Here is a 23413-nt window from a genome sequence, read left to right as displayed (position 1 = left end):
GGCTTGCGCAATTTCGAAGAATGCAGCGTACTTAGCCGTACGTGAAATTCTGAGAAATTGCGCGTAACGCAGATATTGGACTTTTTACGGCGCCATCAAGCGTTATTTGACTTTGCCGCCGGCGATGGCCTCGGCCATGTGCAGCACCGCAAAGGGCCGGTTCTGCTTTTGCGCCCCGCCCCGCAGCTGCATTACGCATCCCGGACAATCGGTGACCAGAATGTCGGCCCCGGTTTCGGCGACAGCAGCCATTTTTTTGTCCAGAATCGTGGCTGAAATCTCAGGAAACTTGAAGGAATACGTACCGCCCAGCCCGCAGCAGGTTTCCTCCTCGCCGTGGGCCACATATTCATATCCTGCCCTTTCCAGAAGCCCGCGGGGCGGTTGGCGCACGCCCATGCCCCGGCACAGGTGGCAGGGGGCGTGATAGGCGGCCCTGGTTTTCTCCGCCGGGTATTCTTTTGCTTCCCCCAGGCCCATGCGCATGACAAAGGAGCTGAAATCAATGACTTTTTCCGCAAACCGCCGGGCTCTGACCCCGGTGCCGGGGTGTTTGGCCAAAAGATGCGGGTAATTCTCCTTCATGTGGGATCCGCACGAGGCACAAAAAGTCAGGATATAGTCGTAGTCCCCGGGATCCATGTTACCGATGTTCCAGGCGGCCAAATCCGCGGCTGCCTCGTGTTCGCCCAGCATGTACAGGGGCAGACCGCAGCAGCCCTGCTGGGGGACAAAAACCACCTCGATTCGGCCGCCTGCCAGCAGCTTCAGGCCTGACAGAAGCTGCTCAGGGTAAACAAAGTCCTGCAGGCACCCGGAAAACAGGGCCACGCGGTATTCCGGCCTGGCCGGTGAAAAAGGGACCGGATCCCACTGGTCCCGGAAGGGTTTTTTGGCCAGGGCCGGCAGGGCCTTAAATTCGTGATCCCTGAAAAAAACCCCGGGCAGATGCCGCATGTAAGGGCTGTTTCCGGTAACCGGCTTCTGGGCGTATCTGCCGCTTCGCAGCAGCGCGTGAAACAGGGGCCGTCTTTTGAGCACAAACCCGGCCAGGGAACTGAGCACCGGCTTTTTGCCCCCGTGCTCCACCATGGTATGCACTTCCCGGATCAGGCGGGGCAGATCAATGCCGGCAACGCACACCTGTTTGCAGGCCTGGCAGTTTAAGCAGTTTTCAATCAGGTTCTTGTCCTTGTCCCGGCCGTGGAAAAAATAGGTCAGGATCAACCCGATGGCGCCGATATAGATGTGTCCGTATGCATGGCCGCCCACCAGGCGGTAGATGGGACAGACATTGGCGCACGCCCCGCATCGCACGCAACGAAGGGCCTGGGAAAAAACCGGGTCCTTTGCCAGCGCACTTCGGCCATTATCCAGAAACACGATGTGCATGATTTTGGTGCCCGAGCCCGAGGCTGCAGACGGGTTGGCACCGGTAATCCATGTGCCATATGAGGTAATGGCCTGGCCGGTGGCGTTTCTGGGCAGGCCCTTTAACACCTGAAGCGCTTCAAAAACCGTTGGAATCAGCTTGTCAATGCCCACCAGGGCCACGTGCACCCTTGGCATGGTGGTCACCAGGCGGACGTTTCCCTCGTTTGACACAATGCCCAGGGTGCCGGTTTCGGAAATGGCAAAATTGGCGCCCGAAATCCCCATATCGGCGCTGACAAACCGCTGGCGAAGCTCTCTGCGGGCCACCTTGACCAGTTTTTCAATGTCTGTGTCCTGCTGCTTGCCGGTCACTTCCGAAAACAGGCGGGAGACCTCGTTTCTGGAAAGGTGGATGGCGGGCATGACCATGTGAGAGGGCCCCTCGCCGCGCAGCTGAATGATCCACTCGCCCAGGTCGGTTTCAATGACCTCGTAGCCCCGGTTTTCCAGAAAATGGTTCAGCAGGGTTTCCTCGGCGGTCATGGACTTGGATTTAACAATCCGGGAGCAGTTGTTCTCTGCTGCAATCTGCGAGATGATCTCATTGGCCTCCACGTCAGAGCCGGCAAAATGCACCTTTGCCCCGGCTGCCTCGGCCTTTTGGCAAAACTCCCGATAGAGTTCATCGAGCCGGGACATGGCCGCATCCTTTGCCGTGCCGATGTTTTCGATCAGTCCGTCGCGGTCAATGCCGGCAAAATTGGCATCCCGGCCGTCGCGGTAGGCCACGGCAAAATTGTCCAGGGCCTTTCGCTGAAATGTATTTTCCAGGGCCTCTGCCAGCTGCTTGCGGTATTGCCCCAGGTTGTCTGCTGTCTGCATGAAAATCTCCCTTACAAAGAGGATTGCCCGTCAATGATCAAAACGTGAAGGTCCAGGGGGCCATGCACGCCAAGGGTCAGGACCCGCTCGATATCAGCCGTGCGGCTCGCACCGGTGATAAATGCGGTGTAATCGGATTTGGCAAAAAAACCGGCAAGTTTGTCTGCAACATCATAGGAATCCGCGTAAATATCGCCGGCATTGAGCACGGCCACATGCACCTCGCTGATCATGGTGGCCAGGCGCAGGTCCTCATCCGGGCAGTTGATCACCAGGGTTCCGGTCTCGGAAATGGCAAAATCGGCAAGGGTCAGCCCCACGTCAATGCCGCCGGCATAGGCGGCAAGCCCCCCTTCAATCAGGCCGATACCCGCCTGCCGGCACAATGATGTTAAAGATTCCGTATCTCTGTCTTCAAGATTCGGGGCTGCAATGAGTTTTTCCCACTGCTTTAAACCGCACAATTCCTCGGCCGGATCAGAAAGCGCGTGTTCACAGCCCGAAGCCAGAATGGCGCAGGCCTGTTTTTGGGCACACACATCAACGGTATAGGCCAGGGCATCGTCCATTGTGGCCACGGTTTTCACGGTGGCCGAAACCGCCCGGGCCTTTTGCGTAAACTGTGCTGTGCGTTCAGATCTGTTCATTAGGGTTTGTCCTTTGGTGAATCAGGGTCATTTTTGATTCTCGGTCCGGCCCGGGCCGGCGGATTGCCTGAGGCTTTGGGCATATACCTCAATGGGGTGACACACCCGGATTTTGCTTTGCGCATGGGACAAAAGGTCAATGATCTGCAGCATGCAGGCCGGACATCCCGTGGCCACGGTATCCGCGCCCGTGGCCAGGATGGCATCGCGCTTTTTGGCACCGATTTTCTTGGACAATTCATAATGCGCCAGGTTAAAACTGCCGCCCATGCCGCAGCACCGGTCTGCATCAGACATCTCCGAAAGCTGCAGCGAGCCGGATGCCCCAAGAATTGTTCTGGGCTGTTTGGCAATCCCCAAAGACTTTTTCAAATGACAGGGGTCATGGTAGGTCACGGTTTCAGAGCCGGCCGGTTGCTTTGCCTGCACGCCCATTACATCCACTAAAAAGGCGTTGATATCCCGGGTTTTTTCAACAATTCCGGAAATTTGCTCCCGGATTTTGCCGGAATCGCCGGTGATATAGGCGTCCATGGCCGGCCAGAGTTTGGCGATGGTGGAAGTGCATGTGGCGCAGGGTGTGACAAGGTAGTCAAAATCCAGGTCCTGCCAGATCCGGATGTTTTTTTCCACCAGATGGGAAAACGTCTGCACATCCCCGGCAGACAAGGCCGGAATTCCGCAGCAGGGCGCCTGGGCAGCCACATACACATCCACACCATGGAAGGCAAACACCTCCATGGCCGCTTCTGCAACACGCGGCAGGATCTTGTCCACCAGGCAGCCGGGGTAGAAAACCACCCGGGTTTGGCCGCTTTGCCTGGGCGCTGAAAAGTCCTTGTGGGCCTTTTTGTGCCAGGCCTCGGCGGCAATGGGCATGAAATGCCGGTCACCGATAACCGGGGACATGAAACGGGCGCAGGAGGAACCCAGGGTTTTGTTCACACTCCGGGTAAAGGGCCCCTGCAGGCGGCCCATCCATTGCATCAGGCTGTCGAACCGATCCGGATTGGACAAAAACCCCCGGAAAATGGCTTTTTTGATGGGTGACAGGCCCAAATAGCCGGTGATAATGGCCCGGGCCTTTAAAAACACGTCCAGCACAGGCACCCCGCCCGGGCATGCCGCCGCACACGAGCCGCACAAAAGGCACCGGTCCAGGCGCTCTTTGACCGCTTCCGGGTCATCCAGGATTTCCTGGCTCAAATTTTCCACAAGAACCAGTTTTCCCCTTGCCACGTCGGTTTCCCGGCCGGTCTCACCGTATAAGGGGCATACGGCCTGGCACATGCCGCAGCGGGTGCAGGAAACAAGATCGTCTTCAAGCTCCTTTAGGAGCCGAACCAATTCAGCAATATCTGCCATGGACTATTCTCCGATCATCTTGCCCGGATTCAGGATGTTTTTGGGGTCAAAGGTCTGTTTGAGCATCCGGGAATACAGGATCGTGCCCCGGCTGGTCTCCTTTTCCATGTATTTGCGCTTGGCCAGACCAATGCCGTGCTCCCCTGAAAGGGTGCCGCCCATGGCCAGGGCAGCCTCGAAGATATCGTCAATGGCTTTTTCCACCCGGGCATATTCCTCGTGGTTTCTTTTGTCTGTCAAAATGGTGGGGTGCAGGTTGCCGTCACCGGCATGGCCGAAGGTGCCGATATCCAGGTTATAGGTTTGGCTGATCTCCTTGATCTTTTTGACCATGTCCGGAATGCGGCTGCGGGGCACGGTTGCGTCCTCGAGCACGGTTGTGGGCTTCAGGCGCGCAAGTGCGGGCAGCGCATCACGCCTGGCCTGCCAGATCAGATCCTTTTCCTCTGCGTTTGCCGCCGCCTGGACGCTGACAGCGCCTTTTTTCCGGCAGATTTCCTGGATTTTTTCCGAATCCTCGGCCACCTCGGCCGGATGGCCGTCCACCTCGATGAGCAAAAGGGCTTCGGCATCCACCGGCAGGCCCGCATGCCGGAAGTCCTCCACGGTCCGGATGGTGAAGTTGTCGAGAAATTCCAGGGTGCAGGGCACAATCCGGTCTGCAATAATGGCGGATACGGTCTCGGATGCCTTTTCCACGGAATCAAAGACTGCGGTCATGGCCTGGGAGGCCTTGGGTGGGGGAATGAGCTTTAGGACAATGCGGGCAAATACCCCCAAAAGCCCCTCTGATCCCACCATGAGATCCGAAAGGTTAAAACCCGTGGCGCACTTCACCGTCCTGGAGCCGGATTTGACCAGTTCGCCGTTAACATCAAAAAACTCGACGCCCATGACGTAATCCTTGGTCACCCCGTATTTTAATCCCCGCAGGCCGCCTGCGTTTTCCGCCACATTGCCGCCCAGGGTGGACACGGCCTGACTGCCGGGATCCGGAGGATAAAAAAGCCCCTTTTCCGCAACAGCGGCTGCAAATTTGGCAGTGATCACTCCGGGTTCCACCACTGCATAAAGGTCTTCTGTGTTAATTTCCAAAATCCGGGCCAGGCCGTTTGTGACCACCACCACGGACCGGGTGCTGCTGGGTATGGTGCCGCCGCTCAAGTTGGTGCCCGAGCCGCGCACGGTCAGGGGCAGTCCGTTTTCATTGCACAGGGCCACCACCTGCCCGAGCTGCTCCATGGTTTCGGGCCGGACCACCAGGGCCGGCACCACCGAATCAAGCACGGCCGCATCATAGGCATAGGCCTGCCGGTCAGCTTCTGCAGCCATGACATTTCCGGCCCCCACGATTTGTTCAAAGCGGCGGACCACTTGTTTATCCGTCATTATTTACGCCTTTCTGCGATCTTTTGTATGCACCCGGTATATACATCCGGATTTTCTAAAACACCCCCGGAAACATCAGGTAGGCAAAAACCATTCCCATTATGCCCACCACGACCCCGTAGAGAAGCAGGGGAAGAACGTTTCGCTTTATAATCACGCCTTCCATGCCCACCAGGCCCACTGTGGCCGATGCGGCAACAATATTGTGAATGCAGACCATGTTGCCCATGGCGCCGCCCACTGCCTGCAGGGCCACGATAATCTGCCGGGGCAGTTCAAGGGCTGTTGCAATATCATACTGGAATTCGGCAAACAGCAGGTCGGATACCGTGTTGCTGCCGGTGATAAACGAGCCCAGCGCGCCGATAAACGATGCAAACAAAGGCCAGGACCCGCCGGTGACCGCGGCCACGGCCTCTGCCATGGACAGGGGCATGGAGGCATATTCCATGGGATTCATGCTGGAATTCTTGAAAATCTGCACCAGGGCCACGGCAAAAAGCAGGGCGATGGTGGGGTTTTTCATGCGCTTAAACGCCTGGCTCCAGGCCTTTTTGACTTTTTCCGCAGGCATGCCATGGAGAAAAACCGTCAGCACGGCCACCAGAATAAACGGTACAATACCCGGGTTATACAGGGGCTGGAGGGCATAGCCGATACCGGACTGGCCCAGGATCTCGGAGACACCGATGCTCCAGGCCTTGACCCAGTCCACCAGGGGCAGAAACTGAACCCTTGTGAGCACCAGAATCAGGCCGATGAGCACATAGGGCATCCAGGCGCGCAACTGGCTCATCTGCGGTTTAAACGAGATATCTGTTGCCGTGGCAATCTCTCCGGTCCATTCCGCCTCCCACTCGGACTGGGGGCCGAAATCCCAGGATTCTTCAGGCAGAAACCATTTGTTTTTGGCGGCATACAAAACAATGGGCAGGCCCACAAGCCCGCCGATCAGGGCCGGAAATTCCTCGCCGATGAGAAAAGCCGAGCCCAGATAGGGGATCACAAAGGCCGCTGATGCAAACAGGGAGAATTTCCACACTGCAAGGCCTTCTTTCCAGGACCGGTTTTGGCCAAACAGCCGGGTCATAAAACAAACCACGAAAATGGGGAGGATAAAGGCCATGACCGAATGAAACACCGAAGCCCACTTGCCGATGAGCATGTAGAAGCCGTCCATGTCCGAAAACCCGATGCCTGCCGGGCCGGCCTGGGCGATGGCACCCTCCACCTTATAGGACAGATTTTTGAGGCCAAACCACACAGGCGTGCCCACGGCCCCGAAGGTAACCGGCACGGAGTTTAAAATCAGGGCCACCAGAACCGCGGCCAGTGCGGGAAAGCCCAGGCTCATCAAAAGCGGGCCGGCAATGGCCGCAGGGGTGCCGAACCCGGCCGCGCCTTCGAGAAACGCCTCGAATATAAAGGCAATGATGATCACCTGGACCCGGCGGTCCTTGGAAATACCGTGGAAACCATGGTTAATGGTCTCCATGCCCCCGCTTTCAGACAGGGTGTATAAAATCATCAAAGCGCCGAAAACGATTAACAAAACAGTGATTGCAGAGGCAAAGCCCTGAAGAGTGGAGGCGGCCACGACCACAACGTCCATTTTCCACACAAACACACCGGCCGCGGCAGCCACCAGCCAGGCCAGCGGCATGGCCCGGGTGGCCGGCCAGCGCAGACCGACCATGAGCACAAGTGCAACCAGGATGGGCAGAAAAGCAAATGCTGCAAGCAGTCCGACAGGCATAATCCATATCCTTTCCATTGGGGTAAAAAAATCAACCAATCGATAGCAAAACGTTGTTTACCTTATCATAATAAACCCGATTCAGCAAAGATCAAAAATTTGTCCGCCCCCGGCACCGGGGCCGGCAATATCATTGGCTGAAAGCAGAATTTTTCAATGTGCCCTTGAGGATGCAGGCTTTTGAAAAATCCTTTGACATGCGGTGAAAAAACATTTTATGATCCTCCCCATCATTTGCTGGAATAAACCGATCTAATCCTTTAACATTTCGAACTTATTTAAAATAATAATTATTCCAAGCACACATATCTATTAGGGATTCCAAGACATTGCCAATCCATCAAATCAAGGAGGAAGGCCCATGGCCCTGAACCTGGATGCTGTCGGAAAAAAAATCGGCCCTGTGACCACGCCGTATACCTGGAAAGATGCGGCCCTGTACGCCCTGGGCGTAGGGGCCGGTTTCCAGGATCTCAACTACGTCTATGAAAAGGATCTCAAGGTAATTCCCAGTTTCGGGGTGGCTGCGGTGTTTGACTTTCTGATGCATTTCGGCATCAAGGCGGAAGTCAACCTTGCCGGGATCCTGCACGGCGAACAGCAGCTGATCTTTCACAATCCCATCCCTGCCGAAGGCAAGCTGATCACCGAGGGTGAAATCACCGATATCTATGACATGGGAAAAGACAAGGGCGCGATCATCGAAGGCAAAAGCATCACCCGTCACTCCAGCGGAAAGCGCCTGTTTACAAGCATTATCCGGATCTTTTCCCGTCTTGACGGCGGATTTGGCGGAAAACCCGCCCCAAAAGTACAAACGCCCATCCCGGACCGGGCCCCCGACTTTGAGGCAAAGGATCATCCGTCCCCGGATCAGCCCCTTTTGTACCGGCTTTCCGGAGACGTGTTCCAGCTTCACGTGGATCCCGAATTTGCCAAAATGGCCGGGTTTGAAAAGCCCATCATGCACGGGCTGTGCACCCACGGTTTTGCATGCCGGGCCCTGATTGCCAAACTCATCCCGGGCGAGCCCGAGCGCATGCACAGATTGGACTGCCGGTTTTCAAAGGCCCTTTATCCGGGAGATCCCATCAAGACCCGAATCTGGAAACTTGAACCCGGACGGGCCGCCTGGGAGGTGGTCAACGAAAAAACCGGTGATACAGTAATTACAAACGGCATATTTGAATACGGTGAAGTGCCCAGGGATGAAATCCGTTTTGACGGCCAGGTGGCCATTGTCACCGGCGCAGGCGGGGGCCTGGGCAAAACTTACGCCCTGGACCTGGCCCGCAGGGGGGCAAAGGTGGTGGTCAACGACCTGGGCGGCGCCAGAGACGGCACAGGCCAGGGATCTTCAACCCCGGCACAAAAGGTGGTGGATGAAATCACTGCCGAAGGCGGGCAGGCGGTTGCCAGCTACGACAACGTGGCCACGGCAGAAGGCGGGCAAAACATCGTGCAGACCGCCATGGAAAACTACGGCACCGTGGACATCCTGATCAACAACGCCGGGATTCTGCGGGACAAAAGCTTTGTGAAAATGGCCCCCGACACCTGGCAGGCCGTGCTCGACGTTCACTTAAACGGCGCTTATAACGTCACCCGGCCGGCATTTGCCGTCATGCGCGAAAAGGGCTACGGCCGGATCATCATGACCACTTCGGCTGCCGGGCTTTACGGCAATTTCGGCCAGGCCAACTATTCGGCCGCCAAAACGGGCCTGGTGGGATTGATGAACACCCTCAAGCTCGAAGGCCGCAAACACAACATTTGCGTCAATACCGTGGCCCCCCTGGCCGCCTCCCGGCTCACCGAGGACGTAATGCCCGCCGAATTTCTCGACAAGCTCCGGCCCGAATTTGTCTCGCCCCTGGTGATGTTTCTCTGCTCAAAGCGATGTCCGGTTTCCGGCCATATTTACAACGCCGGCATGGGCAGCTTTAACCGCGCCGCGCTGATTACCGGCCCCGGGGCCGTGGCCGGTGATCCGGAATCGATACCAACGGCCGAACAGGTGAAGGACAAACTCGATCAGATCCAGTCCCTGGAAGGCGGCAAAGAATACAGTGAATTAAACGCGCAGGTGGCAGACGTGATCAACGCCTTTTCCCGGCTGGCCGGCGATAATGGTCAATCCGCGGAGACGTGATGAAATCCCAGCTCATTGAAAAGCTCTTTGCCCTATAAATTGTTTGAACCGCTTTGAACCTTTATAAAAATAAAAGGAGTGAAAACATGATCGGCATCACTTCATACGGCGCATACATCCCCAGGCTTCGGCTGTCGCGCCCGGCCATCTACCAGGCCATGGGCTGGTTTGCCCCGGCCATTGCCATGGTGGCCCAGGGCGAGCGTTCCATGTGCAACTGGGACGAAGACGCATTGACCATGTCCGTGGAAGCCTCCAGAAACGCCCTGGAAAATGCGGACAAGGACGCTGTTGACGGAATTTACCTGGCATCCACATCGTTTCCCTTTGCAGACCGGCAAAACGCCGGCATTGTATCCACGGCCTTAAATCTTGGCGAGGATATCACGTCCGCGGATTTCACCGCCGCCCAGAAGGCCGGCACCACTGCCCTGGCCACCGCCCTGGAAGCGGCCGCGGGAAAAGCGGACAAAACCCTGCTGGTCACGGCCGCAGACTGCCGCCAGACCAAACCCGGGGGCTTTTACGAGATGTGGTACGGAGACGGTGCAGCCTCCTTTGTGGTGGGCAGCAAAGACGTGATTGCCCGATACCGGGGAAGCTATTCAGTGTCCTGCGATTTTGTGGACCATTACCGGGGAGCGCAGAACCGGTTTGATTATACCTGGGAGGAGCGCTGGGTAAGAGACGAGGGCTATTCAAAAATCATTCCCCAGGCGGTCAACGGGCTTTTAAAAAAGCTGGATCTGAGCATTGATAAAATCGACCGGCTGGTCTATCCCTGCTATTTCAAGGCCGAGCACAAAAAAATCGCCCGAAAACTGGGCGCGGACCCGGAAAAGGTCATGGACAACATGCATGAGGTCTGCGGGGATACCGGTTCTGCCCACGCCCTTTTGATGCTGGCCGCGGCCCTGGATGCCGCAGAGCCCGGTGAAAACATCGTGGTGGCCGGATTCGGTCAGGGAAGCGATGCCCTGTGCTTTACGGTCACAGAAGAAATCGCCCGGTTCAAACAAACACCCAGGGTGCAAAGCGTTTTGGACAACCGGGAATCTGTTGACAACTACCCCAAATGGCTGGTGTTCCGGGATCTTCTGGAACCGGAGATGGGCATCCGGGCAGAAGCCCCCACCCAGACGGCCATGACCACCCTGTGGCGCAAGCGCAAAATGATCCTCGGCCTTGTGGGCGGCAAATGCAGCCAATGCGAAACCCCCCAGTTTCCCAAAACAGAAGTCTGCGTCAATCCCGGATGCACAGCCCGCCACACCCAGAACGATTACGCCTTTGCCGACCAGCCCGCACGGGTCAAGACATTTACCGGCGACATGCTGGCGGTATCCCATGACCCGCCCCATATCTACGGCATGATCCAGTTTGACAACGGCGGCCGGTTCATGGCCGATTTCACCGACTGCAAGCTCTCTGAAGTCAAGGTGGGACTGCCCGTGCAGATGGTGTTTCGCAAACGCACCCGGGACAAGGAGCGCGGTTTTGTCAACTATTTCTGGAAGGCCAGGCCTGTTGCCGGGGCGGCTGAAGAAATGGCAAAAATCCGCTTTGACGGCCAGGTGGCGGTGATTACCGGTGCCGGCGGCGGCCTGGGAAGGGCCTATGCCCTGGAGCTGGCATCCCGGGGCGCCAGTGTGGTTGTCAATGACCTGGGCGGGGCCAGAGACGGCTCCGGAGAAGGGTCGGCCGACCCGGCCCGGCAGGTGGTGGATGAAATCACTGCGGCCGGGGGCCGGGCGATTGCCAATTATGATAACGTGGCCACCGCCGAAGGCGGACAAAACATCATTGACTGCGCCCTTAAACATTACGGCCGGGTGGATATCGTGATCAACAACGCCGGAATCCTGCGGGACAAAAGTTTTGCCAAAATGGAACCCGAAAACTGGAACGCTGTTTTGGCGGTTCACTTAAACGGCGCTTTCAACGTGACCCGCCCGGCATTCCAGATCATGCGCACCCAGGGCTACGGCCGGGTGATCATGACCACTTCGGCGGCCGGACTATACGGCAACTTCGGCCAGGCCAACTATTCAGCCGCCAAAATGGCCCTGGTGGGCATGATGAACACCCTGAAACTGGAAGGGGCCAAATACGATATTTGCGTCAACACCATCGCCCCCCTGGCCGCATCCCGTCTCACCGAAGACATTATGCCCCGGGAAATGCTGGATCGGATGAAGCCCGAGCTTGTCACGCCCATGGTGGTCTATCTGGCAAGCGATCAGTGCCGGGAATCGGGCCGCATCTACAATGCCGGCATGGGCTATTTCAACCGCGCCGCGATTCTCACCGGCAAAGGCGCCAGGCTCGGCAGCCGCGAAAACCCGCCCACCCCCGAAGAGGTGGCGGAAAACTTTGAGCAGATCACGGACATGACCGGGGCAGAGCCCATTGATGACGCCAATGCCGCCCTGTTTGCATTGATGTCACCACAGGAAACCAAAACAGCATCCTGAAAAACGGTCACGCTTTGATCAATCCGAAAACCTTTCACAAGGGATTTTCGGAACAGCATTGGATAAATGAGGAGGCAGAATATGGCAACAGGCATCAGGGATAAAGTGGCAATCATCGGCATGGGGTGCACTCGTTTCGGGGAAAGATGGGACGTGGGCGCAGAAGAACTCATGCTCGAAGCCTTTGAAGAGGGGCTGACCGATGCCGGCATTGCACCGGCAGACATCCAGGCCGCCTGGTTTGGCACGTGCATGGACGAAGTCAACGTTGGCAAAACCGCCATGCCCCTGGCCACCACCCTCAGGCTGCCCATGATTCCGGTCACCCGGGTGGAAAATTACTGTGCCACCGGCACCGAGGCATTCAGGGGGGCCTGTTATGCAGTGGCATCCGGGGCATATGACATCTGCCTGGCTCTGGGTGTGGAAAAACTCAAGGACACCGGATACGGCGGACTGCCTGCGGGCGGCTCCAACACCGGCTCGCTCATGTGGCAGTGGTGGCCGAATTTGACCGCCCCTGGCTCTTTTGCGCAACTTGCCAGTGCGTATGCCGCCAAGTACCGGATTTCGGACGCGGACCTGAAACGGGCCATGGCCCATGTATCGGCCAAAAGCCATGAAAACGGGGCCATGAACCCCAAGGCGCATCTGCGAAAGAAAGTCTCCGAGGACCAGGTCATGGCCGCCCCGATTGTGGCTCATCCCCTGGGCTTGTTTGACTGCTGCGGGGTCAGCGACGGATCGGCCTGTGCCATTGTCACCACCCCGGAAATCGCACAAAAGATGGGAAAAAAGGATTTTGTGTCTGTCAAAGCCCTGCAGCTGGCCCTGAGCAGCGGAGAGGAAATCGGTTTTAACGACTGGGACGGGGATCATTTCATGACCACCGCAAAGTGCAGCACTGCGGCCTACAAGGAGGCCGGCATTGACAACCCCAGAGAGGAAATCAGCATGATGGAGCTACATGACTGCTTTTCCATCACAGAGCTGGTCACCTACGAGGATCTGCACATTTCCCAGCGCGGCCGGGCGGTCTACGACATCATGGACGGATTCTACGACCGCGGCGGCCAGGTGCCCTGCCAGATCGACGGGGGGCTGAAATGCTTCGGCCATCCCATCGGCGCATCCGGGCTGCGGATGCTCTACGAGATGTATCTCCAGCTCCACGGCCGGGCCGGGGACCGCCAGATCCAAAACCCGCAGCTGGGCATGACCCACAATCTGGGCGGTTTTCCGTTCCAGAACATCTGCAGCATCGCCATTGTGGGCAAATACAAAGGATAGGAACAGAGAAAACAGAAGACAGAGGGCAGAGGGCAGATGACGGAAAACAGAGGACAGAGGGCGGAGGGCGGATATCAGTCTTCAGGATCCGGAAAAATGCCGGGCATGAAAGCAAACCTGTCAAACCGTTCGCAGAAAAACGCCCGGCAGGCACCGGGCCGCAGGCTGTAAACCGTGCACCTGCCCGAAGCCTCCAGACACGGGCAGGCCAAAACCGTCCGTTTTTCACCAATCTGCAAAGGCACCCGGAGTCCGGTTTCCGGGTGTCTGCCGCAGCAGACGTACACCTTTTCCTCCAGGTCGCAGGCTTCACAGGGATTTGTCATTGCCCGCCACAGCCGCCGGAAGCGTATGTATCCACGCACATGAAAAGAAAAACAATCTTGTCATAAAATTCAGATTACGTTAGAATTGCGAAAAACCCTGATAACAAGGATGGCCTATGCTCAAGCACACACTGTCAAAACTTGAGGAAAAAATCAAGGCTTCCGGAAACATACCGGAAGACAAAAAACAGGAATACTATGAACTGCTCAGCCGGCTAAACGAAGAAATCACAGACCTGGCTGAAACCGACCTGCAGCGGGCCGAAAGCATCAAAAAATTCACCAAGGCCTCGGCCCACGAAGCCACCCGCGACGAGCTGGACCCCAATCTGCTGGAGACCTCCATCCAGGGGCTGCGCGAATCGGTCCGGGAATTTCGCACCTCCCATCCCAGGCTTGTGGACACGGTAAACGATATCTGTATTTTTCTGTCCAAGCTTGGCATTTAAGCCAATGCCGCCCGGAGGTTGTCATTTGTTCCCATTTGAACAAGCCTCATAAAAAGGACGCAGTCATGTCAGCTTCCCCTTCACAATCAACCGAAACGATGATTGCCAAAGACGGAACTCCGTTGTTTATCCGGCACTTTCCCGCCGGCTCTGCCCCGCGTGCATGCATGGTCATCGTCCACGGCCTGTGCGAACATTCGGGCCGGTATGAACAAATGGCTGAATTTTTGAACAAAAGAGACATCCGGGTCACTGCCTATGACCAGCGGGGGCACGGGCAAAGCAGCGGGCCGCGCGGTCATGTGCAGGACTTTGATCGCCTCACAGACGACCTGATGCAGGTGATCCAAAAATACCGGCAGCAGATGGATGAAAACCTGCCCGTACTGATTCTGGGCCACAGCATGGGCGGCCTTGTGGTGCTGCGCTTTGCACAGCGTTTTGGCCACACTGTCAGCGGGGTGATCGCATCATCTCCCGCCCTGGCCCCGGCGGTATCCATACCCCCGGTAAAAGCCGCCCTAGCCCGGCTTATGTCGCGCATCCGGCCGCAGCTCACCTTTGACAACCAGCTGGCGCCCGAACATATCAGCCACGATGATTCGGTGGTCCAGGCCTATATCAGCGATCCCCTGGTCCTTGGCCGGGTCAGCGCCCGTTTGTTTACAGAAATGTTAAAAACCATGGACCAGACCCGTCAGGACGCGGCCATGATCTCTGTTCCCCTGCTGCTGCAGGCCGCAGGCGATGACCGCCTGGTGAATCCCGACGCTTCACGCAAATTTTTCGAACATATCGAATCTTCGGACAAAACCCTTCATGTATATCCCGGCCTGTTTCATGAAATCTACAATGAAGAGCCATCCCTGCGGCAGCAGGTTTTAGCCGATCTTGAAACCTGGCTTGAAAGCCATGTCCGGTGAGAGGCCTTCAATGATCCAAACCATGCGGGACTGGGTTCACCGGCAATTTTCCGATCCCCAGGTGGTGATCCTATGGGGAATGCTGCTGGGCGGATTTCTGCTGGTGATTCTTTTGGGTCAGATGCTGCAGCCTGTGTTTGTGGGCCTGATCATCGCCTACCTGATCGAAGGCATCGTATCCCGGCTTGAAACCTGCCGCATTCCCAGGGCCATTGCAGTGACCCTGTCTTTTGCCCTTTTTATGATCTGCTTTCTTGCCCTGATCATTGGACTGCTGCCCCTGCTTTCCAGGCAGATCGCACAATTGATCCAGGAGCTGCCCGCCCTGATCACAAACGGCCAGCAACAGCTCATGCAGCTCCCGGAACGATACCCCGAACTGGTCTCGGAAGAACAGGTCCGGCAGGTGATCAATTTTTTAAAAACCGAGCTCACACGACTGGGCCAGAGTGCACTGGTTTTTTCAGTGGCCTCGGTGCGAAACCTGATCACCATTCTGGTCTATCTTGTGCTCGTTCCCCTGCTGGTTTTGTTTTTCCTTAAGGACAAGGACAGAATCATTTCCTGGTTTAAAAAATTTCTGCCCAGAAACATGGACCTGGCCACAGAAGTTTGGCAGGAGGTCAACGACCAGGTGGCCAACTTTGTCCGGGGCAAAATCTGGGAAATCATTATTGTCTGGACGGTGAGCTATGCCACATTTACCCTGCTGGAGCTCAATTATGCCATGCTGGTGTCTTTGTTTATCGGCCTGTCCGTGCTGATCCCCTATATCGGGGCCACGGTGATGACCATCCCGGTGGTTCTGCTGGCCTTTTTCCAATGGGGCGTCAGCCCGGAATTTACCTACACAGTGATCGCATACGGCATTATCCAGCTCATTGACGGCAACATCCTGGTACCGCTGCTGCTGTCCGGAGTGGTCAACCTCCACCCGGTGGCCATTATCGTGGCCATCCTGGTGTTCGGGGGGCTGTGGGGCGTCTGGGGCCTTTTTCTGGCCATTCCCCTGGCCACGCTGGTCCATGCGGTCATCAAAACCTGGTTTTCCAAAAAATCCGAAAAAACCGGATAAATTCATTACCACGCAACACAGGAGGCAATCATGCGGGAAATTGACACACCCAGGGTCTACCTGGTGGCCAAAACCACACTGGTATCCGAAGGGTTAAACGCCTATCTAAAAGATATCGGCAGTCCGGACTGGCAAACCGACGACAATGTCGCAGACGGGGAAAACCTGATCGAGGCTGCCGGCCGGATGTGCTACCGCTCCTGGCAGCCCTGGGACCCGGCCAAGCCCGAGGCCTCCAACCCCAATGTCGGTCGGGTGCGCCGGGGCAATGACCGGTATCTGGCCAATGTGCTCAAAAGCGGTCACGGATCCGTGCTGGAACACGTAAATGCCACATTTATCTTCAGAAATGTCTCCCGGGTGTTTACCCATGAACTGGTCCGCCACCGCGCCGGGATGGCCTATTCCCAGGAAAGCCTCAGATACGTGCGCCTGGATGATCTTCCGGTGTGGATTCCCGACTCTGCCAAATCCAACCCGGAAGCAGAGAAAAAATTCCGGGAGGTGGTGGATTTTCTGGAAAACACCCAGAAGGAACTGGCCGATATCTTCGGTATTGCCGACATGGACGATTTTGCCGCCAAAAAAATGCTTACCTCCATGTTCCGGCGCCTTGCGCCCATCGGCATCGGCACCACCATCATGGTCACAGGCAATCTCCGGGCCTGGCGCCATATCATTTCCATGCGAACGTCCGTGCATGCAGAAGAGGAAATCCGGCTGGTGGGCGACCAGATTGCCCGAATCTGCAAAAAGGAATTTCCCAACGTGTTCCAGGACATGTTCCGGGACGAGGAGACCGGGGCCTGGGGATTTGATCACGCCAAGGTATAGCCGGATGCGCCAATGAAAACCATGAAAGCCATCCGGTTTGAAAACCAACAGGTAATCACCCGGGAAGCTCCCCTGCCGGAAATCAGTGAGAGCGAAGCCCTGGTGAAAGTCTCCATGGCCGGCATCTGCGGCACGGACACGGAAATCTTTGAGGGCTATGCCCAATTTTCCGGAATTGCCGGCCATGAAATGGCCGGGGTGGTGTGCCGGGCCCCGGGGCGCCCGGAGCTGGAAGGCAAGGCGGTGGCCGCGGATATCAACTGCGGCTGCGGCGCCTGTCCATGGTGTGCCGCCGGTGATCCCCGCCACTGCCAAAACCGGCAGGTTATTGGCATCCGTGGCAGAAACGGGGCGTTTGCCGAATACTGCGCCCTGCCCGCAGAAAACCTGCATGTGATTCCCCAGGGGCTGGGCATGGAGCAGGCAGTGTTTGCCGAGCCCCTGGCTGCAGCCCTGGAAATCACCCAGCAGGTCCACATTGTCAACACGGACAAAATCGCGGTTCTGGGCGACGGCAAAATGGGCCTGCTTTCAGCAATGGCCCTTGGCCACGCAACCGGGCGGGTAACGCTCATCGGCCGCCATGCCCGGAAGCTGGCCATTGCCGCCTCTGCCGGCATTGCCACATTGCAGACCGCCGCAGACGAGTCTGCTGAAGCGCTCAGAACCCGGCTGGGGCTTTTTGATCTTGTGGTGGATGCCACCGGCGCTGCCGAAGGCATCCAAACCGCTCTTTGCCTGGTGCGGCCCAAAGGCACGGTTGTTGTGAAAACCACGTCCCGCAAGCCTTCCCGGATTGATCTTTCCGCGGTCGTGGTCGATGAAATCCGCATCCTGGGCTCAAGATGCGGAGATATTGACCTGGCCCTGCGCTGCCTGGAGCGCGGCTGGGTTGATGTCAGTGCCCTGGTGGAAAAAATCTATCCTTTCCGCCGGTTTGAACAGGCCTTTGCCCATGCCCGGCAAAAAGGCAGTCTCAAAATTTTGGTGGATTTTGAGCACAAAACCGGCCGGGGCGATTACTGAAACAGTTTCTGCAGCCCCTTTTCAATGACTTTCCGGGTGCCCTCCTCGGTCAACTGCTTTTGCAGGCGCGCCTTGTCCAAAACAAAACGGGGTTTTCCCAAGGATCCGCCCAGAGCCACGGGCATGCCGGTCCATCCCTGCTCATCTGCAAGCAATTGGCCCACAAGGCTGTCTGAAGACAGGCGGCTGGAAAATCCCGGGGCCAGGGCCAGGTTCAGGTTCATGTCCAGGGCGCCGTTTAGGCCGATGGTGCCGGTGGGCTTCATTTTTACGTCCTTTCCGGCAAAATCGGAAACCAGCCGGAGTTTTCCGTCATCAATTTCAAAATCGCCCTCAAATGATTTGAAATCAATGGATTTCGAATCTCCTGCGCCCAGGGCGGATGCCAGGCCACCGGCAAACTCCCTGCCTGTGATTTTTCCATCAAAAATCCGGATCTCGCCCTGCCCGCTCAAAGCCTCGCGCATCTGCTTCCAGGCCGTGCCCTGGCCGGAAATATTGACCGCAGCCGATGTCCGGCCCAGCAGTGTGCCCGCGGCCTTTGGGTAAAGTCCGGATACCAGAGCGTCAGCGCTGATCTCTTCCACGGAAAAATCAGAATCATAGGAAAGCCCGGCAACACCCAGATCCACCCGGGCATTTCCGGAAATTGCACCTTCGGCCAGCCGTGCATCCAGGGTTTCCACGGTAAGCACGTTTTTGACCAGCTTATAGCCAAGCTTCAGGTCTTTCATGGCAAGGCCCTTGTAAACCGCCTTGTCCACATCCACCCGCCCGTTTGCAGAAACCGGCAGGTCAAACGGACCCAGGGGCGCATCTTTGCCCGCAGGAGCCGGTTTTGAAGATTCAGACGAACCCGGCTTTGCCCTGCCCTCTTTTTCTTTCTGCCGGGGCAGGGGTGTCTGAAGCGCGGCCATGAGTTTGTCGATATTTAGATTGTCGGCATGGATACGATTTTCAATTTTCAGAGGCCTGGAAAGAAAATCCGTTACCGTAAGATCCACGAAAACCACATCATCGCCAAGAGTGATCTCAAGTCCTTCTGTATGGATTTTTTGAGATGAGAGATCAATGGTGCCCGAGACAACCGGCCGGAGTCCTTCAATGGCGGCCCGGGCCTGATTTTCCAAATAAGGGGCAAAATCAGCGAGATTGAAACCATCGAGTTTCACATTCGCCTGGATCTGGGCATTTGCCGCATTGACCGTGCCTTTGACAGAAAACGGCGCCTGGCCGGGCCGGGCGGCCATCTCAAAGGGAAAGGACTGATCCTGGGAAATGTCTTTGGCAGAGGCGTTAAACCCGCTGATCTCATAGTCAAACCCATCTGTTCCGGCCCCGTGGTCGGTAAAAAACACTGTGCCGTCGTTGACCTGAAGCCGGCTGACCAGCAGATTGATACCATTGCCCTGTTTGCCCTCGGATGCAGGAGCCGCGGATTCTTCTTTTTGCTCAGACGAAGGCGGCCCCGTAAGCAGATCGTTGAAATTAAACGTGCCGTCTTTATTCCGGACAACGCGGATCTGCGGTTTTTCCAGACGGATTTCATCAACCACCACCTGTTTTTTCAGCAATGGCCAAAACCGGTAGCGCAGCACCATCTCATCTGCGGCCACAAAGTCCTGACCGGTATCCTGCATGCCGATGCGCATATCCCGGATCACCACCCCGGAAAACAGGCGGATATCAATGTCGCCAATGGCAACGCTCCGGTTGAGGTTTTTCTCGGCAAGGGGAACCACCGTGTCCCGTACCCGCTCCGGGGTGATCAGAAACTTGGCCGCCACAACCAGCACAATGATCACTACAACCAAAATCCCCGCAGCAATACCCAAAATTTTTCCCGCCTTTTTCATTTTTCCACCCCTTATGATTATCTGCACATTGCATTTTACCGTCTCCCGCAATTCTTTTCAAACATATGGATTGGTTCTTATTATCAGATCAAATTTAATCCTTGTCAAACGCTGCAGAGAACCTGACAATCAAAGCATCGGAATAATCATCTTGTGACGGTTTTCGCATGCGCCGGGTCAGGTGCGGTTTGTTTGTCTGCGGCGTGCTTTCGGCGATTGGCCCGGGACTTTGGCTGGAATTTTAAAAACTCGGGCGGATCGCCCTCAGACAGTTTAAAATTCCGGACGCCAAAGCCCCGGGCCAATCTTTTGCCGAAACCGCGCCAATGCAGTCAAACAACCCCCCCCGCCCCGCCCCATGGCCAAGGTACTGGGAATATGGGCCGGCAATTGTTTTTTGCCAAAGTGTCCTTTGACATTTGTACCAATCCAGCGCGAATGATCCGGGAGGATGTTTTCAGGTGTTTTGCAGCGTTATCGCATTTGGATATGGCCCCCAAGAAAGCCTGAAGGACGGGGCCGGATTTTTGAAGCGACATTGAGAATTTTTGCGGGAAAATTCAGCCAATGCCGGAGCCGGAAAATTTCAAACTGTTTGAGGGCGAATGCCCGAGTTTTTGAAATTTCGGCGAAGGCATTGGCTGAATCCGCAAAAAGGCTCAGGAGCGAAAAACCCGGCCCCGGCCGCAGGGCTTTCTTCCTGATAAACATCAAGCGATGATACTTTTACGAGAACCATCAAGTTTCGAGTCCCGGATTCTGGTTGCCAATCCGTGCCATGAAAGATAAAATGAGAATATATACGGCAACAATTTGTCTTTATCCGGGAGGGGCACATGAACCGAGACGAGATGGTTTCACGGATCAAAAACACCGTGGAACCCTGGGATTTTGTGGTTATCGGCGGCGGGGCAACCGGTCTTGGATGCGCCATTGAAGCCGCATCAAGGGGATATCAGACCCTTTTACTGGAACGCGACGATTTCTCCAAAGGCACTTCCAGCCGCAGCACCAAGCTCATCCACGGGGGGGTGCGCTACCTGCAGCAGGGAAATGTTTCCCTGGTGCTCGAAGCTCTCAGGGAACGCGGCCGCCTGCGCAGAAACGCCCCGCACCTGGTGCACAACCTGCCGTTTGTGGTGCCCAGCTACGACTGGTGGGAAGGCCCGTTTTACGGCATCGGCCTGAAACTCTACGATATGCTTGCCGGCAAGCACGGCTTCGGCCATTCCCGGTTTCTTTCCCGGGAGACCACCCGCCAATACCTGCCCACGGTTGAAACCGAAGGCCTGCGCGGCGGTGTGATTTATTACGACGGCCAGTTCGACGATTCGCGCCTTGCCGTCAACATGGCCCAGACCGCGGCAGACCAGTCCGCCACCCTTGTCAACTACATGAACGTCACCGGCCTGATCCGGGAAAAACAGATGACCGCCGGGGTGAGGGCAAAAGACATGGAAACCGGGGCAGAATACGAAATCCGGGCCAAAAGCGTTATCAATGCAACAGGAGTGTTCACCGATCAGGTCCTGCGCATGGACGACCCCGGGGCAAGGCAGATCATTGTTCCCAGCCAGGGCGTGCACCTGGTATTAGACGCCTCGTTTCTTCCCGGAGACAAGGCCATCATGGTGCCTCACACCGCAGACGGCCGGGTGCTGTTTGCCACCCCCTGGCACGACAAGGTGATCGTGGGCACCACAGACACCATGGTGGATAAAATCCTGGACGAACCCCGCCCCCTTGAAAATGAAATCGAATTTCTGCTCTCCCACGCAGCACAATATCTCACCAAGGACCCGGATGCATCCGATGTGCTCAGCATCTTTGCCGGCCTGCGCCCGCTTGTAAACCAGGGAGACGGGGACAGCACCGCTGCCCTTTCCCGGGATCACACCATTTATATTTCCCGCTCCGGACTGGTGACCATCACCGGGGGCAAATGGACCACCTTCCGGAAAATGGCCGAAGAAACCATTGACCAGGCCGCAATGGTGGCCCACCTGGACGAGCGGCCTTGCGTGAGCCATGATCTGCATATCCACGGCTATCACAACCATACGGAAAAATTCGGGGACCTGGCGGTCTATGGCGCGGATGCCGCAGGCATCCGGGATCTTTGCTACCAGCGCCCGGAACTCAAAAAACAGATTCACCCGGCATTTCCAACCATTGCCGCAGAAGCCGTCTGGGCGGTGAAACATGAAATGGCCCGCACCGTGGAGGATTTTCTGGCCCGCCGGACCCGTGCCCTGCTGCTGGATGCCAGGGCCAGCATTGAGGCCGCAGAAGAAGCGGCCCGGCTCATGGCAGGAGAACTGGGACAGGATGAAAACTGGATCCGCCGGGAAATAAAATCCTATCAAAGCCTGGCCAGGGGCTATTTTCTGTAAGACAGCCGGCCCACCAGAAACCCGTCTATGAGCAGGGACACCAGGTGGTGGAGCACGCAGACCATCAACGCCAGGGCAAACTGGCCAAAAAGGGTCACCTGCAGGATAATCGACAACGGCAGGGTTTTCTGGCTGCCCATGAACAACACCGCCTCCATTCGCCCCCGGGGCACGGAAAACACCCGCACCATCAGATACGCGCACCCCAGCAGCACGCAGTGAAAAACAGCCACAACCCCGGCAATGGAAACCATGCCCCCAAGATCCCCGGAAAGCACCGGCCGGGCCTGGGCCACACCCATCCAGACAATGCACAGAATCAGACACTGGTTGATGAGCTGAAACCGGCCTGCGGCTGCGGCAAGGCGGGAAAAAGCACAGGCCTTGACGGCCAGGCCCATGCAAAGGGGGACCAGCACGTATAAGCCGATCTTGATCATCACCCCTGTGCGGTCAAAATCCACCTGTGTGGAAATATCGGTGAGGCCGAGCAAAAGCGGCAGCGTGAAAGGAATGGTAAACATGCACAGCAAATTGGCCAGGATGGTGATAAACAGGGCGTGGGCTGGATTTCCGCCGGAAGCCCCGCTCATGACCACCCCGCTGCTCAGGGTGGTGGGCATGACCGCCACCAGAAAAAGCCCGATGATCACGCCTGTCTGCAGCGGGGCCAGGGACGCCAGGGCGGCTATGGCCGGGGCAAACCCGAAAATCAGGGCCAGGGCCATTGCCGTGCCGGACACATCCCGGAGACCGGCCCGGATCTGTCCGGGATCCAGAACAATCCCGGAGAAAAAAAACACAAGAAAAATCACCACATCCGGGCCGTGATGGCGCTTGACCGCCTGGCCGGCATCGGCCAGCAGCCCGGTGGGATCGGCCATGGTTGCGGCAAACACCGTGGCCAGCCCGATCAAAAACCAATATTTTTTGACGATTTTCAATTCCGCCGGCCTCCTTATCTCCTTATTATCCGCCCAATTGCCGGATTTTTTTTATTGCATGCAGGGCCTTATTCTGGTTAGATGAACAAATTTTGGAACATAGCAGATTCTGTAATTCAATGCCAGATCATAAAAATCCGGCAAGTCATTGTTGACGCACTCGTAAAAAGTCGATTTTCAGATGGCGCCGTAAAAAGTTCAAGATCAAGGCTTGCGCGATTTCGAAGAATGCAGCGTACTTATCAGTACGTGAAATTC

At 56.6% G+C, this 23413-nt stretch carries 17 protein-coding genes; 9 read left to right on the top strand and 8 right to left on the bottom strand.

The window, feature by feature from the left end:
• Window positions 1-102: 102 nt before the first annotated feature.
• The 5 genes from ldhH to ACTCIA_RS13225 are packed head-to-tail and all read right to left on the bottom strand — an operon-like array spanning window position 103 to window position 7413.
• The gene (gene ldhH / locus ACTCIA_RS13245) at window positions 103-2256 is read right to left on the bottom strand and encodes an L-lactate dehydrogenase (quinone) large subunit LdhH (RefSeq protein WP_463002288.1); all 2154 of its coding nucleotides are present in this window, start codon (window positions 2254-2256) and stop codon (window positions 103-105) included.
• Between the two features lie 11 nt (window positions 2257-2267).
• Window positions 2268-2903: a LutC/YkgG family protein gene (locus ACTCIA_RS13240; protein WP_463002287.1), complete on the bottom strand. Its 636-nt coding sequence runs from the start codon at window positions 2901-2903 to the stop codon at window positions 2268-2270.
• Between the two features lie 27 nt (window positions 2904-2930).
• Window positions 2931-4268, bottom strand: a complete 1338-nt coding sequence (locus ACTCIA_RS13235; protein WP_463002286.1) for a (Fe-S)-binding protein — start codon at window positions 4266-4268, stop codon at window positions 2931-2933.
• A 3-nt stretch (window positions 4269-4271) separates the two neighbouring features.
• A complete protein-coding gene (locus ACTCIA_RS13230) occupies window positions 4272-5657 on the bottom strand; it encodes an FAD-binding oxidoreductase (protein ID WP_463002285.1) in 1386 nt (461 codons plus the stop codon).
• Window positions 5658-5712: 55 nt separating this feature from the next.
• Window positions 5713-7413, bottom strand: coding sequence for an L-lactate permease (locus ACTCIA_RS13225; protein ID WP_463002284.1), 1701 nt, complete (start codon window positions 7411-7413; stop codon window positions 5713-5715).
• Window positions 7414-7774: 361 nt separating this feature from the next.
• On the opposite strand from ACTCIA_RS13225, the gene ACTCIA_RS13220 reads away from it, so the two are divergent.
• The 3 genes from ACTCIA_RS13220 (at window position 7775) to ACTCIA_RS13210 (ending at window position 13329) form a co-directional block, all read left to right on the top strand.
• Window positions 7775-9565, top strand: coding sequence for an SDR family NAD(P)-dependent oxidoreductase (locus tag ACTCIA_RS13220; RefSeq protein WP_463002283.1), 1791 nt, complete (start codon window positions 7775-7777; stop codon window positions 9563-9565).
• An 86-nt stretch (window positions 9566-9651) separates the two neighbouring features.
• Complete coding sequence (locus tag ACTCIA_RS13215) at window positions 9652-12039, top strand: SDR family NAD(P)-dependent oxidoreductase (protein ID WP_463002282.1); 2388 nt, start codon at window positions 9652-9654, stop codon at window positions 12037-12039.
• 81 nt (window positions 12040-12120) lie between these two features.
• Window positions 12121-13329: an acetyl-CoA acetyltransferase gene (locus ACTCIA_RS13210; RefSeq protein WP_463002281.1), complete on the top strand. Its 1209-nt coding sequence runs from the start codon at window positions 12121-12123 to the stop codon at window positions 13327-13329.
• A 74-nt stretch (window positions 13330-13403) separates the two neighbouring features.
• Here ACTCIA_RS13210 and ACTCIA_RS13205 read toward each other — a convergent pair whose 3' ends face one another.
• The gene (locus ACTCIA_RS13205) at window positions 13404-13655 is read right to left on the bottom strand and encodes a hypothetical protein (protein WP_463002280.1); all 252 of its coding nucleotides are present in this window, start codon (window positions 13653-13655) and stop codon (window positions 13404-13406) included.
• 116 nt (window positions 13656-13771) lie between these two features.
• On the opposite strand from ACTCIA_RS13205, the gene ACTCIA_RS13200 reads away from it, so the two are divergent.
• The 5 genes from ACTCIA_RS13200 to ACTCIA_RS13180 all read left to right on the top strand — a co-directional run bounded on the left by ACTCIA_RS13200 (window position 13772) and on the right by ACTCIA_RS13180 (window position 17962).
• Window positions 13772-14104 carry a DUF4404 family protein gene (locus ACTCIA_RS13200; protein ID WP_463002279.1) on the top strand — a complete coding sequence of 111 codons (333 nt, stop codon included), beginning with the start codon at window positions 13772-13774 and terminating at the stop codon, window positions 14102-14104.
• A 65-nt stretch (window positions 14105-14169) separates the two neighbouring features.
• On the top strand, window positions 14170-15027 hold the full coding sequence (locus ACTCIA_RS13195; protein ID WP_463002278.1) for an alpha/beta hydrolase: 858 nt from the start codon (window positions 14170-14172) through the stop codon (window positions 15025-15027).
• A 10-nt stretch (window positions 15028-15037) separates the two neighbouring features.
• Window positions 15038-16102, top strand: coding sequence for an AI-2E family transporter (locus ACTCIA_RS13190; protein WP_463002277.1), 1065 nt, complete (start codon window positions 15038-15040; stop codon window positions 16100-16102).
• A gap of 30 nt (window positions 16103-16132) precedes the next feature.
• The gene (thyX, locus tag ACTCIA_RS13185; RefSeq protein WP_463002276.1) at window positions 16133-16936 is read left to right on the top strand and encodes an FAD-dependent thymidylate synthase; all 804 of its coding nucleotides are present in this window, start codon (window positions 16133-16135) and stop codon (window positions 16934-16936) included.
• Window positions 16937-16948: 12 nt separating this feature from the next.
• Complete coding sequence (locus ACTCIA_RS13180; RefSeq protein ID WP_463002275.1) at window positions 16949-17962, top strand: MDR/zinc-dependent alcohol dehydrogenase-like family protein; 1014 nt, start codon at window positions 16949-16951, stop codon at window positions 17960-17962.
• Here ACTCIA_RS13180 and ACTCIA_RS13175 read toward each other — a convergent pair.
• Window positions 17956-19818, bottom strand: a complete 1863-nt coding sequence (locus tag ACTCIA_RS13175; RefSeq protein WP_463002274.1) for an AsmA family protein — start codon at window positions 19816-19818, stop codon at window positions 17956-17958. The two genes, ACTCIA_RS13180 and ACTCIA_RS13175, sit on opposite strands and share 7 nt — an antisense overlap.
• A gap of 836 nt (window positions 19819-20654) precedes the next feature.
• On the opposite strand from ACTCIA_RS13175, the gene ACTCIA_RS13170 reads away from it, so the two are divergent.
• Window positions 20655-22211 carry a glycerol-3-phosphate dehydrogenase/oxidase gene (locus ACTCIA_RS13170; protein ID WP_463002273.1) on the top strand — a complete coding sequence of 519 codons (1557 nt, stop codon included), beginning with the start codon at window positions 20655-20657 and terminating at the stop codon, window positions 22209-22211.
• Here ACTCIA_RS13170 and ACTCIA_RS13165 read toward each other — a convergent pair.
• The gene (locus ACTCIA_RS13165) at window positions 22199-23155 is read right to left on the bottom strand and encodes a bile acid:sodium symporter (protein WP_463002272.1); all 957 of its coding nucleotides are present in this window, start codon (window positions 23153-23155) and stop codon (window positions 22199-22201) included. The genes ACTCIA_RS13170 and ACTCIA_RS13165 overlap by 13 nt on opposite strands.
• Between the last annotated feature and the right edge of the window lie 258 nt (window positions 23156-23413).

The organism is Desulfosalsimonas sp., from assembly GCF_055149105.1.
This window is presented reverse-complemented; position numbering and strand designations above follow the sequence as displayed.